This is a genomic window from Streptococcus sp. DTU_2020_1001019_1_SI_AUS_MUR_006 (assembly GCF_032340315.1).
In the GTDB taxonomy this organism is placed as follows: Bacteria; Bacillota; Bacilli; order Lactobacillales; family Streptococcaceae; genus Streptococcus.
Window position 1 is genome coordinate 495,572 of sequence record NZ_CP135436.1, and the last position, 13,435, is coordinate 509,006.

Consider the following 13,435-nt stretch of genomic DNA (forward strand, 5'->3'; position numbering starts at 1 on the left):
TCTTGACAAAGGTGTCTGTAAATCATAAAATGAAACCATAGAAAGTGAATGCGCTTTCTATGGTTTGTTTACTTAATTGAATTAGAAAAAGGAGAGAAGGATGAAAGCATACACAGAACGTGTATTTGGGAAAGTTGATGGCAAGGATGTCCTCGCTTACCGTTTTGAAACGGAGGCAGGATACCAACTGGAAATCATGACTTATGGAGCAACAATTTTACGCTATGTAACTCCAGATAAGACTGGCAATTTTGCCAATGTTATCCTAGGTTTTGACGATTTTGAAAGCTATGTGGGAAATAGCCCTAAACATGGAGCAAGTGTAGGTCCAGTGGCAGGTCGTATTGCAGGAGCAACATTTGAACTCAATGGTAAGACCTATGATCTTGAAGTCAACAATGCTAGCAACTGTAACCACAGTGGCTCAACTGGTTGGGATTCTAACTTGTTTGAGCTAGTCGAAGTGAGTGACCATGGTTTGACTCTTTACACAGAAAGAACAGATGGGACTGGAGGTTTCCCTGGAAATCTTAAGATCTGGATTAGCTACAACTTGGAAGAAAGTGGTGCCTACGAAGTTAGCTACAAGGTGACGACAGACCAGGATACCTTGGTCAATCCAACCAACCATAGCTATTTTAACCTGTCAGGCGATTTCACTCAGACTGTTGACCGCCATGTCTTCCAATTGAACACTGAAGGCATCTATCCAATCGCTCCAGACGGCGTGCCAGCTAAAACACCGGATGCTAATCGTGATGTGGTCAAGCATATCTACAATGGAGCTTTGCTTAAGGATATTTTTGCAGACGAAGATGAACAAATCAAACTCGTATCTGGTTTGGACCATCCATTTGCTCTTCCTGCAGGACATGACAATGCTGGTTTCCTCTATGACCAAGGTTCAGGTCGCTTCCTGCTCTTCAAGACAGAGGCTCCTTGCTTTGTGGTCTACACAGCAAACTTTGTGGATGAGAGTGTCATCATCGCTGGTCAGTCAATGATTCAGCACAATGGGATTGCTCTTGAAGCGCAAGCTTTACCAGATGCTATTCATAGCGACCTTAAAGACCAAGTCATCCTCAAAGCAGGTGAAACATTCACCAGCAAAACTCGTTATGAGCTTGTTGTGAAATAATGATTGTTTTCTGAGTAAACCTATACTTTAACCGTTAGTTATTTACTAGCTGTTAGAATCTAGGTTTTTTGATTCTTGAAAAATAAGGAAATAATCTCAAGTTTAGAAGATAATTCTATATATCAAATATTCTTACTGAATAAAGATGATTGACTTATATTGATAGTTGAATGTGTCAATAATATCTAATAGATATATTTATATGATAGCTCTTTTGCTAAAAATAATGTATAATTAAAATGGAATAAATCTAGACTTTTGACTAAAAAATACTAGATTTTCATAAAGATTTTTTTGGGAAAACTCTCTATAGAGACTCGTGTTCTTGGTCAAAGTTATAAGGGGAAGATTAGCAATGGTATCAGTATCTGGAAAATTCTGTATATTTTCACATAAAAATAAGCAACATCAGCGCTTTTTTCAACTTTTACCCGATGGTCAAATCAAGGATATTGGTGGAACCGGTCAGAGGAGTTGACTACTGAGAGGCTGGATAAAATCATGAGTAAAGATATCTCAGCTTTCATCAGAGAATTTTTCCGCAAACTATAGAAAGCTAGTAGTGAATTGGGAATCCTACTGAAGAACCGTTTTTCATAACTTTGGAAAAGTATAAAGAGAAATATAAAAATGACAGAAAAATTAGTATAATTGTATCAGTTTACAACGTTGAAAACTACTTACGACAATGTCTAGATAGTATTCTCAATCAAACCTATCAAGATCTAGGGAAAAACTGTGCTGCCCTTAGATATTGTAGCCCATCAAGCAGAACTCTTTGATAAAGTAATCGCCCATGAAGAACCTCAAAAATGGTAGATGAAATTCGACAGATTTTATTAGTTAATAGAAAAAGAAAATAAACGTTAGATAAAAGGGATTGAAAAATGAAGAAAGCAATCGTACTTGGAGCAGATAATGGATATATGGATAAGGTGGAAACTACTATCAAGTCTGTTTGTGCTTATAACGATAATATAAAATTTTATGTTTTTAATGACGATCTACCTTCGGAATGGTTTCGTATTATGAATCAGCGATTGAAAGCTATTCATTCAGAAATTGTAAATGTAAAGATTTCTAATAATCATCTCCGAAAATATCGTTTACCAACGGCGCATTTATCATACGCAGCTTATTTTCGCTTTTTTATTCCAGACATACTGAAGGAAGATAAGGTTTTATATCTTGATTCGGATATTATTGTCAATGGAGATTTAACACCCCTTTTTGCAATAGATCTAGGTGATGGCCCAGTCGCAGCAGTTAGAGATGAATTGCAGCAAACAAATTTCAATTCAGGCGTTTTATTGATAAATAATGCCCATTGGAGAGAGCATGCGATTTCAACAAAATTGTTTGAATTAGCAGATCAGTACCATGAAGTTGAGTTTGGTGATCAAGGAATTTTAAACCGATTTTTTGTAGGGCAATGGAAAGAGCTAGACGTCAATTACAATTTTATGGTTGGAATGGATACTATTGCGACACGTTTTCAAAAAGATGAATGGTATGTAAAAGCGAATCAATATGAATCAGAGGTTTCTGTTATTCATTATACAGACGAAAAACCATGGTCAGCTGTATATAATAATCGCTTGGGAGATAAGTGGTGGTTCTTCTATGCTTTAGATTGGTCAGATATTATCTTACGGAAAGAGATTATCAAACATGGTTTAGATGAGCTTACAGAAAAAGAAAAATATCATACTGCAATCTTTACAAATGCTTGCGAGATGGAGCACTTGGAGTTTTTGATAAAAGCACTACCTGAGGTTCATTTTCATATTTTGGCTCATACAACTTTTGCCTCCCAAGTGGTCGATTTACAACGATATTTAAATGTGTCCATTTATCCACAGTTCAATCCTTATAATTTTGAAAATGTTCTTAGCAAAATCGATTTTTATTTGGATATCAATCATTTTAACGAAATTATGAATATCACTCAGGAGATTCATAAATTAGGGAAACCGATCTTTGCTTTTGATAATACCAGTAAGGACCCAACAGGAGGAAGTCAGATTTTTTCTTCACAAACTCCTGAAGCGATGGTAGTGGCGATTAAAGCTTACCTCAATTCGTTAGATAAATGAGAAAGTTTTAGTAGATAATCTAATCATTCGCTAGTTCACTTCTTTTATGGAGTCCATGCTTTGATGCTTGTGATTAGAGTTTAGTTTGGAGTTAAAGAATGCTTTACACTTTTAATCTTATGGTGGGTTTAGAACCAAATGGTGTAGATGTTGCTCAAGCATATCGTGGGAAGGTTTTTCGCGACTTGGACCTTCCTGCCAGTTTTGTTTTTACACAGGTCCCTCCTCGATTTAAATGGGACTATTACCTTTCTTTGGGTCATCTTGAGGAAGAAATCCTATTAGCACATATGTTGTTGACAGATCAGCGTGATATGAGCTTGGGGATCCGTATAGATGATATGAAGCAGCTCTTACACCTGACTGCTGAATATAAGGAAAATAATTGTGAAGTGATTTTTCAAGAACAAGATGGTGTGACTACCATTCTACATAAAAACAGTCTAAAACCGGATTATGTGGATTATGTAGATTATTATGTATTTGGTCGTTTACTTCGTAGAGAACATTATGGTAAGAAAAAGCTGTTCACAGAATTTTTTACAGCAGTGGATGCTGGATTTGGTATAGTAGCTAGAGTTGTTCGCCGACTGTTTCATAATAGAGATGGTTCCATAGCCTTTGAAGAGATTAAGAAAGAACCAGGTGAGGATACTGAAGCAGTTTATCGGTGTGGATCGGAGTGGTTCTATAGTGAGTCTGAATTTTTAGAGCGAGCCTTATCAGAGTTGCAGTTTAGTAAAGAGGATCATGTATTTATTGATCGTCTAGAGAATCTTCCCTTCACATCACCTCTTTTACGTTTAAAAGGAGAAGCAAGATTATCCTGTGTTGTGCACTCTATTCATTATTGGGGAGATCAGATCAATTCTGAATACTATCACCTTTTTCAATATGCCGAGGAATTTGATGATATTTTAGTATCAACGCAATCACAGAAGGATGAATTGGAAAAACATTTAGCATTACTAGGGAAAACTGGTCAAGTTCGCGTTCTTCCAGTAGCTGCCCTAGAACAGTTGCAATTAGCTGATGAACGAAAACCTTATTCTGTGATGATTGCCGTGCGGTTTGAACGCCGAAAACGGTTAGACTTAGCAATCAAAGCCATCGTTGCTTTTCATGAAATTTTTCCAGACGTCAACTTAGATATCTATGGGCAAGGGATGCTATGGCAGGATATTGAAGCAGAGATTGCCAATCTAGGAGCACAAAATTATATCCATCTTAAGGGGCATCAGACAATTTCAAACCGTTTCAAAGAGTATGAACTTTATTTGGCTACCTCGGAATGGGAAACTTTTGGTATAACTTTATTAGAAGCAATTGGTTCTGGACAAGCTCTTGTTGGTTTAGATGTACCATATGGAAATCAGACCTTTATTCAAGAGGGTAAAAATGGTTATTTAGTTCCTTTTGCTGCTCGTTCGGATGAGGAAATTGTGGTTGATTTAACAAAAGCTTTAGAGAAAGCCTTCAAACAAATCAAACAGCTGAGGGAAGGATCTTACCGCTTGGCTGAAGAATATTTATCAGACCGCATAATAAAACAATGGTATGAATTTTTGACTAGAGAATGGAAATAAAAAAGAAATGATGTATTATTATCTGACAAGGGAATGGTCTTCAGATGACGATCGCCTAAAAAAAGATTTAGAACTTATGGGGAAGAATCTGAAATCATTAACGATTAACAATATTTTTACTAGTTTTTTTTCTAATCATGAAAGTTCAAATCCCTTACACATGACTCAACTTCCCTTACCTCGATTTTGGGAGGTTCTTTCTACAGGTGATATCGTAGCGGAAGGAAATAAAAAAGGGAAGATTTACTGCTATCCTCAGTGGCCACAAATGGTGGAGGTAGTCGAATGGTATGATAACAAAGGTATTTGTTGTGCAAAAGATCATTATGATTTATCGGGAACTTGTTTTCAGAGAGAAATTTGGAGTGGTGGAAAAAAAGAGATAGACATTTATGGTCAGGAAAATCAAGAGCAACTCTATCTTTTTTCATCTCATAATCGTGCACTTTATCGAGAAGCAAACGGTCGGGAACAGGGCCTTTCTTCAATTGATGAAGCAAGAAAACTGATTTTAGATAAACAATTATCTACATGTGATTGTTTAGTATTATCAGATATAAACTTGCTTAGGGATATGCCTAACCTCTCATCTAATCAGATAATGTTTTATATAAGAGAAGAGTTATCTGTCGAAGATATTTCGTATTTAAAAGATCGTTGTGGGAAACTACTGACTCGAGATTTGAAATTAAAGACAGACAATATGAATCTTCCCCTGATTTATCTACCAACGTTTCTTGGGGCCTTTAGGGAGTTTCGCCCGCATATTTTAATTTTGACAGATACGCAAGAACTAGAGCAAATTGAAGTCCTTGTATCTGCCCTACCGAATTTTGAATTTCATATTGCTGCGCTAACAGTAATGGGAGGGCGTTTATTAGATTTGGATTGTCATGCAAATGTTCATCTCTACCCAGGCCTGTCTAGAGAGATATATGAGAAACTTTTACAAACGTGTAGCATTTATCTGGATATTTCTCATGCGCAGGAAATACTTGATGGTAGCCGTACAGCTCTTGAAAATGGCATGGTCCTTTATGCTTTTAAGGACACGTGTCACCAACCAGAGTTTTATGTTACTGACCATGTGTTTCCAAGGGATGGTGTAGCAGAGATGATTGACGAATTATCTCAACTTGTAAATCCAGAAAAATATCAATCTGCTTATGATAAACAAAAGATGAATCCGTACTTAGTGACCAGGGAAGAGTTGAAGTTACTTTTTTAAATAACGGATAAATAAGGGAAGTGTCGTGAAAGCTTTAGAATAGATCTTCCTAGATAAAGATAACAATAACTATATAGCGTTTAGCTTAGTATTTCACTTGCTGACAATTTGTATTTCAATCATCAACTTAGTATGGAGAAATATAATCAAGAGTTTGTGGCTAAGAGGATATGATTGTATCGATTCAGAAATATTTGAAGAAACTAGACTAAAAATTGAGTAAAGAAAGAAATAAAAATAGAAAAAATAAGTGTTATCGTCCCTGTTTATATGTCAGAGGCTTATCTTGAAAAATGTTTAGATAGCATTCTTCAACAAACTTATCAAAATCTTGAAGTTATTTTAATCAATGATGGTTCAACAGATGGTTCGGCAGCTATTTGTCAACGATATAAAAATCAAGATGCGCGTGTTAAAGTTTACCATAAGCCAAATGGAGGAGTTGCTTCCAGTCGCAATCGTGCTTTGGAAGCTGTGACAGGTGATTACATTGTCTTTGTGGATAATGATGATTGGCTAGAGTTAGACCATATCCAAAGCCTTTATGATTTATTGAAAAAAACGGATGCAGATATTACAATTGGTAATTTCACTCAGTTTATTGAAGATCAGGGGAGTTTTTTAATCCATGTAGGTGCAGATAACTATTTTGAACAAGTGTACAGTCCTTTTGATTGGTTCTATCATCAATATGACGGAAAGTATAATCTTAGTCAATGTTTTACAGTTCCGTGGGCAAAACTCTATAAAGCAGAGCTTTTCAAAGACATTGTCTATCCAACGGATCAGAAGGTAGAGGACGATTATACGACCTATAAGGTTTACCTTCAAGCAGATAAGATAGCCTATATGAATAAAGCCATTTATATTCATAGAAAACGCTCTACAAGTGTGACTAGAACAGTTAATCTTGCAGATGTTTATCCTTTAAAGAGTATTGAAGAGCGTCTGACTATTTTGAATCTGATTGGGGCACCTCAGGAGTTGTTGGATAAGGAAATTCAGGCTTATAAATGGCGATTATCCATTCATGAAGAAGAATCATTGAAACGCGGAGATATGGAAGCTTATCAACAGATTTTGGTGAAAAAAGCTATTGAGACCAAGCGTCGGTGAGAGCGATAGGATTTATAGACTAGTTGATTAAAGAAAAATAATTAGTACAACTTATTGTAAAATAAAAAAATTCTCTGAAGTCATTTGATTTCAGAGAATTTTTTCTTATTCTTCATCTGGTGTGAGAATCATCGGAATGATGATTGGTTCACGTTCAGTATTTTCGTAAAGGAATGGTCGAATAGCGTTTACGATGGCGCCATTGACAGATTGGATGCTGGCATCTTTGTTTTTCAATGCGATACGAATAGCATTGAAAAGGATACGTTGGCTTTGGCGAATCAAGTCGCCAGACTCTCTCATGTAGACAAATCCACGGCTGAGAATATCTGGTCCAGATAGAATCATCTGAGACTTGAAGTCAACGGTTGCGACAGCTAGAACGACACCGTCTTCAGATAAATCACGACGATCTTTGAGGACAGCAGCGCCGATTTCACCGATACGATTTCCATCGACATAGATATCCTGAGCGTTGAAATGACCAGCGATGCGGGCAGAATTTGCAGTGAGGGCAAGCACATCACCATTGCTCATGATAAAGATATTGTCCTTCTCTACGCCAGTATCCACCGCTAGCCCAGCGTGAACTTTCTGCATGCGGTATTCACCGTGAACAGGCATGAAGTATTTTGGCTTAATCAAGCGGAGCATAAGTTTTTGCTCTTGCTGACCACCGTGTCCAGATGTATGGATGTTGTTAATCTTACCATGGATTACTTCAACACCAGCTTCAGAAATGATGTTAATCAATTTGTTAACGCTAGTGGTGTTTCCTGGAATTGGACTAGATGAGAAGATAACAGTATCGCCAGGTTGGAGTTGCACTTGACGGTGGGTTCCGTTGGCGATACGAGAGAGGGCTGCCATAGGCTCGCCTTGACTACCTGTACAGAGGATCAGAATTTCTCCTGCAGGGTAGTCTTTGATTTCATTTGGCTCGATAAAGGTTCCCTTAGGAGCTTTTATGTAACCAAGCTCAATTCCGTTGACAATGGCCTTTTCCATAGAACGACCAAAGACAGCGATTTTACGCCCAGTCTTAACAGCAGCTTCCGTTGCTTGTTGGAGACGGAAGATATTTGAGGCAAAGGATGCAAAGATGATACGTCCCTCGATACCTTGGATGATCTTCATGATTGACTGGCCGACAACCTTTTCAGAGTTTGTAAAGGTTGGCACTTCAGCATTGGTCGAGTCAGAGAGTAAGCAAAGCACTCCGTCTTCACCTAGGGCTGCCATACGGTGCAAGTCTGCAGGTTCCCCAACTGGTGTAAAGTCAAACTTGAAGTCTCCCGTACAAACGATTTTCCCTTGAGGTGTATGGATGACGATTCCCAATGGCTCTGGAATCGAGTGGGTTGTTCTAAAGAAAGTTGCTTTAAGATTTTTAAAGGTCAACTCCGTGTTGTGGTTGATTTCGTGAAGTGTAGCATTGCGCAAAAGTCCATGCTCTTCGAGTTTGCCACGGATTAAGGCAAGAGCCAGTGGACCTGCATAGATAGGGATATTTGCTTGCTTGAGCAAGAAAGGAATCCCACCAATATGGTCCTCGTGTCCGTGTGTAATCAAGAGAGCCTTGACGCGGTCGATATTTTCGACAATGTAAGAGTAATCAGGGATAACGTAGTCGATACCAAGCAAGTCATCTTCTGGGAATTTAATCCCTGCATCAACGATGATGATTTCGTCTTGATATTCGATACCATATGTGTTTTTTCCGATTTCTCCTAGACCACCAATGGCAAAAACGCCGACTTCTTCTGGTTTAAGAGTGTAGGCCATATTAGAACTCCGTAATTTCGAATGCGCCAGTTTCTTTTTCGTAGTCTAGCAATTTGTCAGACAAGAGTTCGATATACTCGATATTATATTCTGGACGATTTTCTTCGACAAGCTGGCGGGCAGCGATACGTCCTTCAAGTTCTGAATTAGCATCGATGTCCAAGTAGAGTGAGCGTGTTGTTTCACGACGTGGGCTACGGTCTTTTGTTTCTTGATAAAAAACTTTGTAAATCATATGTTTCCTTTCTGCTTTCAGGTCAGCTATATTCAAAAATGCTCAGTTTGAAGCTGGTTTGATTCCAGTTCATTTTTTGTCTTTATTGACCTTGATTCGTTACAATTATCTCAATTATAACATAAAAAGGGGAATTAGTAAAAGCAGGAAACATGAAAGTAAGGAGCTTGAAATGGGTTTCATTTTACCTTGTATAAGTATTTGAAGCCATCAGATGCAAGTGCTATAATAAAGTTAGAAAAGAGGTTTTTCTTGATTAAGGAGGACTAGCTATGCTTGATTTTATGTTTCACCTATTTGGATGGAAATTCTACATACTGCTACAACTGTTTGTGATCCTTTTCGTTAGATGATGATTTTGAAATATTTGCCTTTAGAATTGGAGAAAGGAGGCTCTCTATGTTTCAACTAGCTATCGCGATTCGTCTCTTGGTATTTGCTGTTTTTGTTGCCTGTGTTTATGGTGGCAATCTACTATTTGTTCGGCTGGAATATAGAAAAATAGCTTTACACTGGAAAATTCTCTTTGTAACACTGTATTCTATTTTCCTCCTTCTTGTAACCTATGTGGTCTGGTTTGTATTTTACTTTGGCTTGAATACTTAAGTACTTGTCCTGTCAATTTGGCAGGACATTTTTGTTTCAAGACAAAGAAAATTCCCATGCGTCAGCTTTTGTAGTATAATAGTAAGCAGACAAAAAGATAGGAATGTGTTATGAAAGTATTAGCTTTTGATACGTCCAGCAAGGCTCTTTCTCTAGCTATTTTAGAGGACAAGCAGCTTCTTGCCGAGACGACTATTAATATCAAGAAAAATCACAGTATCACTCTGATGCCTGCTATCGATTTTTTGATGGCAAGTTTGGATTTGACACCCAAGGATTTGGATCGAATCGTAGTGGCAGAGGGGCCAGGTAGCTACACAGGTTTGCGAATCGCAGTAGCGACTGCCAAGACTTTGGCTCATACTCTGAACATCGAGTTAGTTGGGATGTCTAGCCTTTTAGCCCTGGTGCAGAGCCAGCAGGAAGGTTTGGTTGTCCCATTGATGGACGCACGCCGTAACAATGTGTATGCAGGATTTTATGAAAATGCCCAGCCAGTCTTTCCAGAAGCGCACCTATCTTTTGAAGAGGTGTTAGAAAAAGTCAAGGATGCTGAGCAGGTAACCTTTGTCGGAGAAGTTGGAGCCTTTGTGGATCAAATCCAAGAACAATTGCCACATGCCAACTACCAAGAAACCCTGCCAAATGCAGCTAATCTTGCTCTTTGGGCCTGGGACAAGGAAGCAGACTCCTTGCATGATTTTGTGCCGAATTACCTTAAGCGTGTCGAAGCTGAGGAAAACTGGCTCAAGAATCACACCGAGTCTGGCGAGTCTTACATTAAACGCCTATGATAGAGATCAAACGAATCCAACAGCGACCTGACTTGGCCCAAGCCATCTATGCTGTTATGGCAGATGTTTATCCAGTTAGTCCTTGGACTCTGGAACAAATCCAAGCAGACCTGTCTCAAGACCAGACTTGGTATGCTCTAGCTTATGATGGGGAAGAAGTGATAGGTTTTTTAGCTGTTCAGGAGAATCTCTTTGAAGCAGAAGTCCTGCAAATCGCTGTCAAAAAAGCCTATCAGGGTCAGGGGATTGCGTCAGCCTTGTTTGCTCAATTGCCGACGGATAAGGAGATTTTTCTCGAAGTCAGAAAGTCAAACCAACGAGCGCAAGCATTTTACAAGAAAGAAAAAATGGCGGTCATCGCTGAGAGAAAGGCCTACTACCATGAACCAGTCGAGGACGCCATTATCATGAAGAGAGAAATAGATGAAGGATAGATATATTTTAGCATTTGAGACATCCTGCGATGAGACCAGTGTCGCCGTCTTAAAAAACGATGACCAGCTCTTGTCCAATGTCATTGCTAGTCAGATTGAGAGTCACAAACGTTTTGGGGGCGTAGTACCAGAAGTAGCTAGTCGTCACCATGTCGAAGTCATCACAGCCTGTATCGAGGAGGCGCTAGCAGAAGCAGGAATTAGCGAAGAAGATGTGATAGCTGTTGCTGTTACCTACGGACCAGGCTTGGTCGGAGCCTTGCTAGTTGGTTTGTCAGCTGCCAAGGCCTTTGCTTGGGCTCACGGACTTCCACTGATTCCCGTTAACCACATGGCTGGTCACCTCATGGCAGCTCAAAGTGTCGAGACTTTGGAGTTCCCCTTGCTGGCTCTTCTAGTCAGTGGTGGGCACACAGAGTTGGTCTATGTTTCTGAGGCTGGTGATTACAAGATTATTGGTGAAACCCGAGATGATGCGGTTGGTGAAGCCTATGACAAGGTCGGTCGTGTCATGGGCTTGACCTATCCAGCAGGTCGGGAGATTGATGAGTTGGCTCATCAAGGGCAAGATATTTATGATTTCCCTCGTGCCATGATTAAGGAGGATAATCTGGAGTTTTCATTTTCAGGTTTAAAATCTGCCTTTATCAATCTTCACCACAATGCCGAGCAAAAGGGAGAAAGCTTGTCCAAGGAAGACCTGTCTGCTTCCTTCCAAGCAGCAGTTATGGATATTCTTATGGCAAAAACCAAGAAGGCTTTAGAGAAATATCCTGTTAAAACCCTAGTCGTGGCTGGTGGTGTGGCAGCTAATAAAGGTCTTAGAGAACGTTTGGCGGCTGAAATCACCGATGTCAAGGTTATCATTCCACCTCTGCGCCTCTGTGGAGACAATGCAGGTATGATTGCCTATGCCAGCGTCAGCGAGTGGAACAAAGAAAACTTTGCAGGCTTGGAGCTAAACGCCAAACCAAGTCTCGCTTTTGAAACTATAGAATAGAAAGTCAGCTTGAAGCTGGCTTTTTAACTCCGGAAAATGTCAGAATATTTTGACACAACCGTAAAAATGATGATATAATATGTAAAAATTAGGAGGTGGTCAGATGATTGAGAGAATGGAATTAGGAGAATTTTATAAGGAATTGCGATTGGCTAGAAAACTCAAGCAGTCAGATGTAGCTTGTGATGGACTGACAGCATCCCAGCTATCCAAGTTTGAACTAGGGCAGTCCATGTTGTCTGCGGATAAACTGATCCTAGCTATCCAAGGGATAAATGTGACCTTCGACGAGTTTGGACACAAGCTTAATAATTACCAGGAATCCCCACATATGCGAATCGGTCGAAAGATTGTAAATCGTTTTACCCATCAAGATATAGCTGGCTTAGAGAAACTATTAGAGGAAGTCGAGCAAGAACAGATGGCGCAGACCTATCGTCGTTTGAATGCTATTGTGATAAAAGATGCTATCCATTCCTTGGATAAAAACTATCCGCTAGAAGAAGAGGATAGTGAGTTTTTGACTAGCTACCTCTATGCTATCGAGTCTTGGACCTGGTTTGAACTCTATCTTTTTTGCAATACCATGCCCTTCTTGAGCAACCAAGATCTAATCTTTTTATCAACCTCTTTACTTGAAAAATCCAAGGAATTTAAAGAGTTAGTACACAATCGATTGTATATGAAACAAGGGCTGTTAAATATCATCTCAGAGCTCATGGAGCGCAAACTTTTTTCTTATATCCCAACCTTTGAAGCCGAGCTGAAGAGTATGCTCCGTCCATACGATGTTTTTGAGAAATTATTGTGGCAGTTTTTAAAGAAGATGAGCATTTTCCTTCAAACTAAGGGAAGTAATCAAAAAGAGATTGAACACTTTATCCAATCTCTGCAAATATTAGAAAACCCACAATTAACAGCCATTTTTGAATTACGTTTACAGCAATATAAAGAGCTTATCGATTAGTTAGAAATGGCAAAATAATAATAATCTCAGCAACGATTGTCAATAATGTTAAAATTTGTTTCTTCATATTTCTCCACTCCTCATTAGTAGTAACTTTATTATACCAGGGAAGTAATCAAATTCACCAAAATCGCAAATCTGAAATTTCTATAAGAAAAAATATCAAATATGCGATTTTCTAAAATAAGCCAATTTCCGTGTTATACTAACCTTGTAAATCATTTGAAGCAAATCCTAGGTCGCAGAAGTGGTTTACAAAAAAATAATCAAGGAGAAAAGAAATGCATAATCTAATGGAACTTGAATTGTTACCTGAAGAGCCAGTAATTACTGTATCACGCGAAGTTTGTAAGTGGACTTGCTCATTTACTGCTCTTTAAGAATAACTGGTTAAAATTAAGGATAGTTGATTACTAATTAACTATCCTTAATTTCATTTCAGAGATAATG

General features: G+C 38.7%; 13 protein-coding genes. 11 read left to right on the top strand and 2 right to left on the bottom strand.

Translation table 11 applies throughout. The features are described from left to right. The first annotated feature begins 100 nt into the window (after positions 1–100). From RRU92_RS02485 to RRU92_RS02510, 6 genes are all read left to right on the top strand, one after another. Positions 101–1,138: an aldose epimerase family protein gene (locus tag RRU92_RS02485; RefSeq protein ID WP_075232296.1), complete on the top strand. Its 1,038-nt coding sequence runs from the start codon at positions 101–103 to the stop codon at positions 1,136–1,138. A 602-nt stretch (positions 1,139–1,740) separates the two neighbouring features. Then, entirely contained in the window at positions 1,741–1,920 is a 180-nt protein-coding gene (locus RRU92_RS10330) for a glycosyltransferase (RefSeq protein ID WP_371607937.1), read from the top strand. 105 nt (positions 1,921–2,025) lie between these two features. Continuing rightward, the gene (locus RRU92_RS02495; protein WP_075232297.1) at positions 2,026–3,234 is read left to right on the top strand and encodes a glycosyltransferase family 8 protein; all 1,209 of its coding nucleotides are present in this window, start codon (positions 2,026–2,028) and stop codon (positions 3,232–3,234) included. A gap of 98 nt (positions 3,235–3,332) precedes the next feature. Next, entirely contained in the window at positions 3,333–4,820 is a 1,488-nt protein-coding gene (locus RRU92_RS02500; protein WP_075232298.1) for a glycosyltransferase, read from the top strand. A 7-nt stretch (positions 4,821–4,827) separates the two neighbouring features. Further along, positions 4,828–6,048 carry a hypothetical protein gene (locus RRU92_RS02505; RefSeq protein WP_315640275.1) on the top strand — a complete coding sequence of 407 codons (1,221 nt, stop codon included), beginning with the start codon at positions 4,828–4,830 and terminating at the stop codon, positions 6,046–6,048. A 237-nt stretch (positions 6,049–6,285) separates the two neighbouring features. Then, positions 6,286–7,164, top strand: a complete 879-nt coding sequence (locus RRU92_RS02510; RefSeq protein ID WP_315640899.1) for a glycosyltransferase family 2 protein — start codon at positions 6,286–6,288, stop codon at positions 7,162–7,164. Positions 7,165–7,269: 105 nt separating this feature from the next. Here the strand turns inward: RRU92_RS02510 and rnjA are convergent, their stop codons facing one another. After that, positions 7,270–8,949, bottom strand: coding sequence for a ribonuclease J1 (rnjA, locus tag RRU92_RS02515; protein WP_000331998.1), 1,680 nt, complete (start codon positions 8,947–8,949; stop codon positions 7,270–7,272). Position 8,950: 1 nt separating this feature from the next. Then, positions 8,951–9,184 carry a DNA-dependent RNA polymerase subunit epsilon gene (locus tag RRU92_RS02520; protein WP_315640276.1) on the bottom strand — a complete coding sequence of 78 codons (234 nt, stop codon included), beginning with the start codon at positions 9,182–9,184 and terminating at the stop codon, positions 8,951–8,953. A 399-nt stretch (positions 9,185–9,583) separates the two neighbouring features. Here RRU92_RS02520 and RRU92_RS02525 point away from each other — a divergent pair, with 399 nt between their 5' ends. From RRU92_RS02525 to RRU92_RS02545, 5 genes are all read left to right on the top strand, one after another. Continuing rightward, entirely contained in the window at positions 9,584–9,790 is a 207-nt protein-coding gene (locus tag RRU92_RS02525) for a hypothetical protein (RefSeq protein WP_315640277.1), read from the top strand. Between the two features lie 110 nt (positions 9,791–9,900). After that, positions 9,901–10,584 carry a tRNA (adenosine(37)-N6)-threonylcarbamoyltransferase complex dimerization subunit type 1 TsaB gene (gene tsaB, locus RRU92_RS02530; protein ID WP_315640279.1) on the top strand — a complete coding sequence of 228 codons (684 nt, stop codon included), beginning with the start codon at positions 9,901–9,903 and terminating at the stop codon, positions 10,582–10,584. Further along, positions 10,581–11,018 carry a ribosomal protein S18-alanine N-acetyltransferase gene (gene rimI, locus RRU92_RS02535; RefSeq protein WP_315640280.1) on the top strand — a complete coding sequence of 146 codons (438 nt, stop codon included), beginning with the start codon at positions 10,581–10,583 and terminating at the stop codon, positions 11,016–11,018. Before tsaB ends, rimI begins: the two co-directional genes overlap by 4 nt. After that, positions 11,008–12,018, top strand: a complete 1,011-nt coding sequence (gene tsaD / locus RRU92_RS02540) for a tRNA (adenosine(37)-N6)-threonylcarbamoyltransferase complex transferase subunit TsaD (RefSeq protein WP_315640281.1) — start codon at positions 11,008–11,010, stop codon at positions 12,016–12,018. Before rimI ends, tsaD begins: the two co-directional genes overlap by 11 nt. A gap of 103 nt (positions 12,019–12,121) precedes the next feature. Next, positions 12,122–12,985, top strand: coding sequence for an XRE/MutR family transcriptional regulator (locus tag RRU92_RS02545; RefSeq protein WP_315640282.1), 864 nt, complete (start codon positions 12,122–12,124; stop codon positions 12,983–12,985). Positions 12,986–13,435: the final 450 nt, after the last annotated feature.

What these genes read in the sequence shown, in the direction of transcription:
- RRU92_RS02485 (WP_075232296.1), top strand. Translation starts at nt 101, where the DNA reads ATGAAAGCATACACAGAACGTGTATTTGGGAAAGTTGATGGCAAGGAT.
- RRU92_RS02495 (WP_075232297.1), top strand. Translation starts at nt 2,026, where the DNA reads ATGAAGAAAGCAATCGTACTTGGAGCAGATAATGGATATATGGATAAG.
- RRU92_RS02500 (WP_075232298.1), top strand. Translation starts at nt 3,333, where the DNA reads ATGCTTTACACTTTTAATCTTATGGTGGGTTTAGAACCAAATGGTGTA.
- RRU92_RS02505 (WP_315640275.1), top strand. Translation starts at nt 4,828, where the DNA reads ATGATGTATTATTATCTGACAAGGGAATGGTCTTCAGATGACGATCGC.
- rnjA (WP_000331998.1), bottom strand. Translation starts at nt 8,949, where the DNA reads ATGGCCTACACTCTTAAACCAGAAGAAGTCGGCGTTTTTGCCATTGGT.
- RRU92_RS02520 (WP_315640276.1), bottom strand. Translation starts at nt 9,184, where the DNA reads ATGATTTACAAAGTTTTTTATCAAGAAACAAAAGACCGTAGCCCACGT.
- RRU92_RS02525 (WP_315640277.1), top strand. Translation starts at nt 9,584, where the DNA reads ATGTTTCAACTAGCTATCGCGATTCGTCTCTTGGTATTTGCTGTTTTT.
- tsaB (WP_315640279.1), top strand. Translation starts at nt 9,901, where the DNA reads ATGAAAGTATTAGCTTTTGATACGTCCAGCAAGGCTCTTTCTCTAGCT.
- rimI (WP_315640280.1), top strand. Translation starts at nt 10,581, where the DNA reads ATGATAGAGATCAAACGAATCCAACAGCGACCTGACTTGGCCCAAGCC.
- tsaD (WP_315640281.1), top strand. Translation starts at nt 11,008, where the DNA reads ATGAAGGATAGATATATTTTAGCATTTGAGACATCCTGCGATGAGACC.
- RRU92_RS02545 (WP_315640282.1), top strand. Translation starts at nt 12,122, where the DNA reads ATGATTGAGAGAATGGAATTAGGAGAATTTTATAAGGAATTGCGATTG.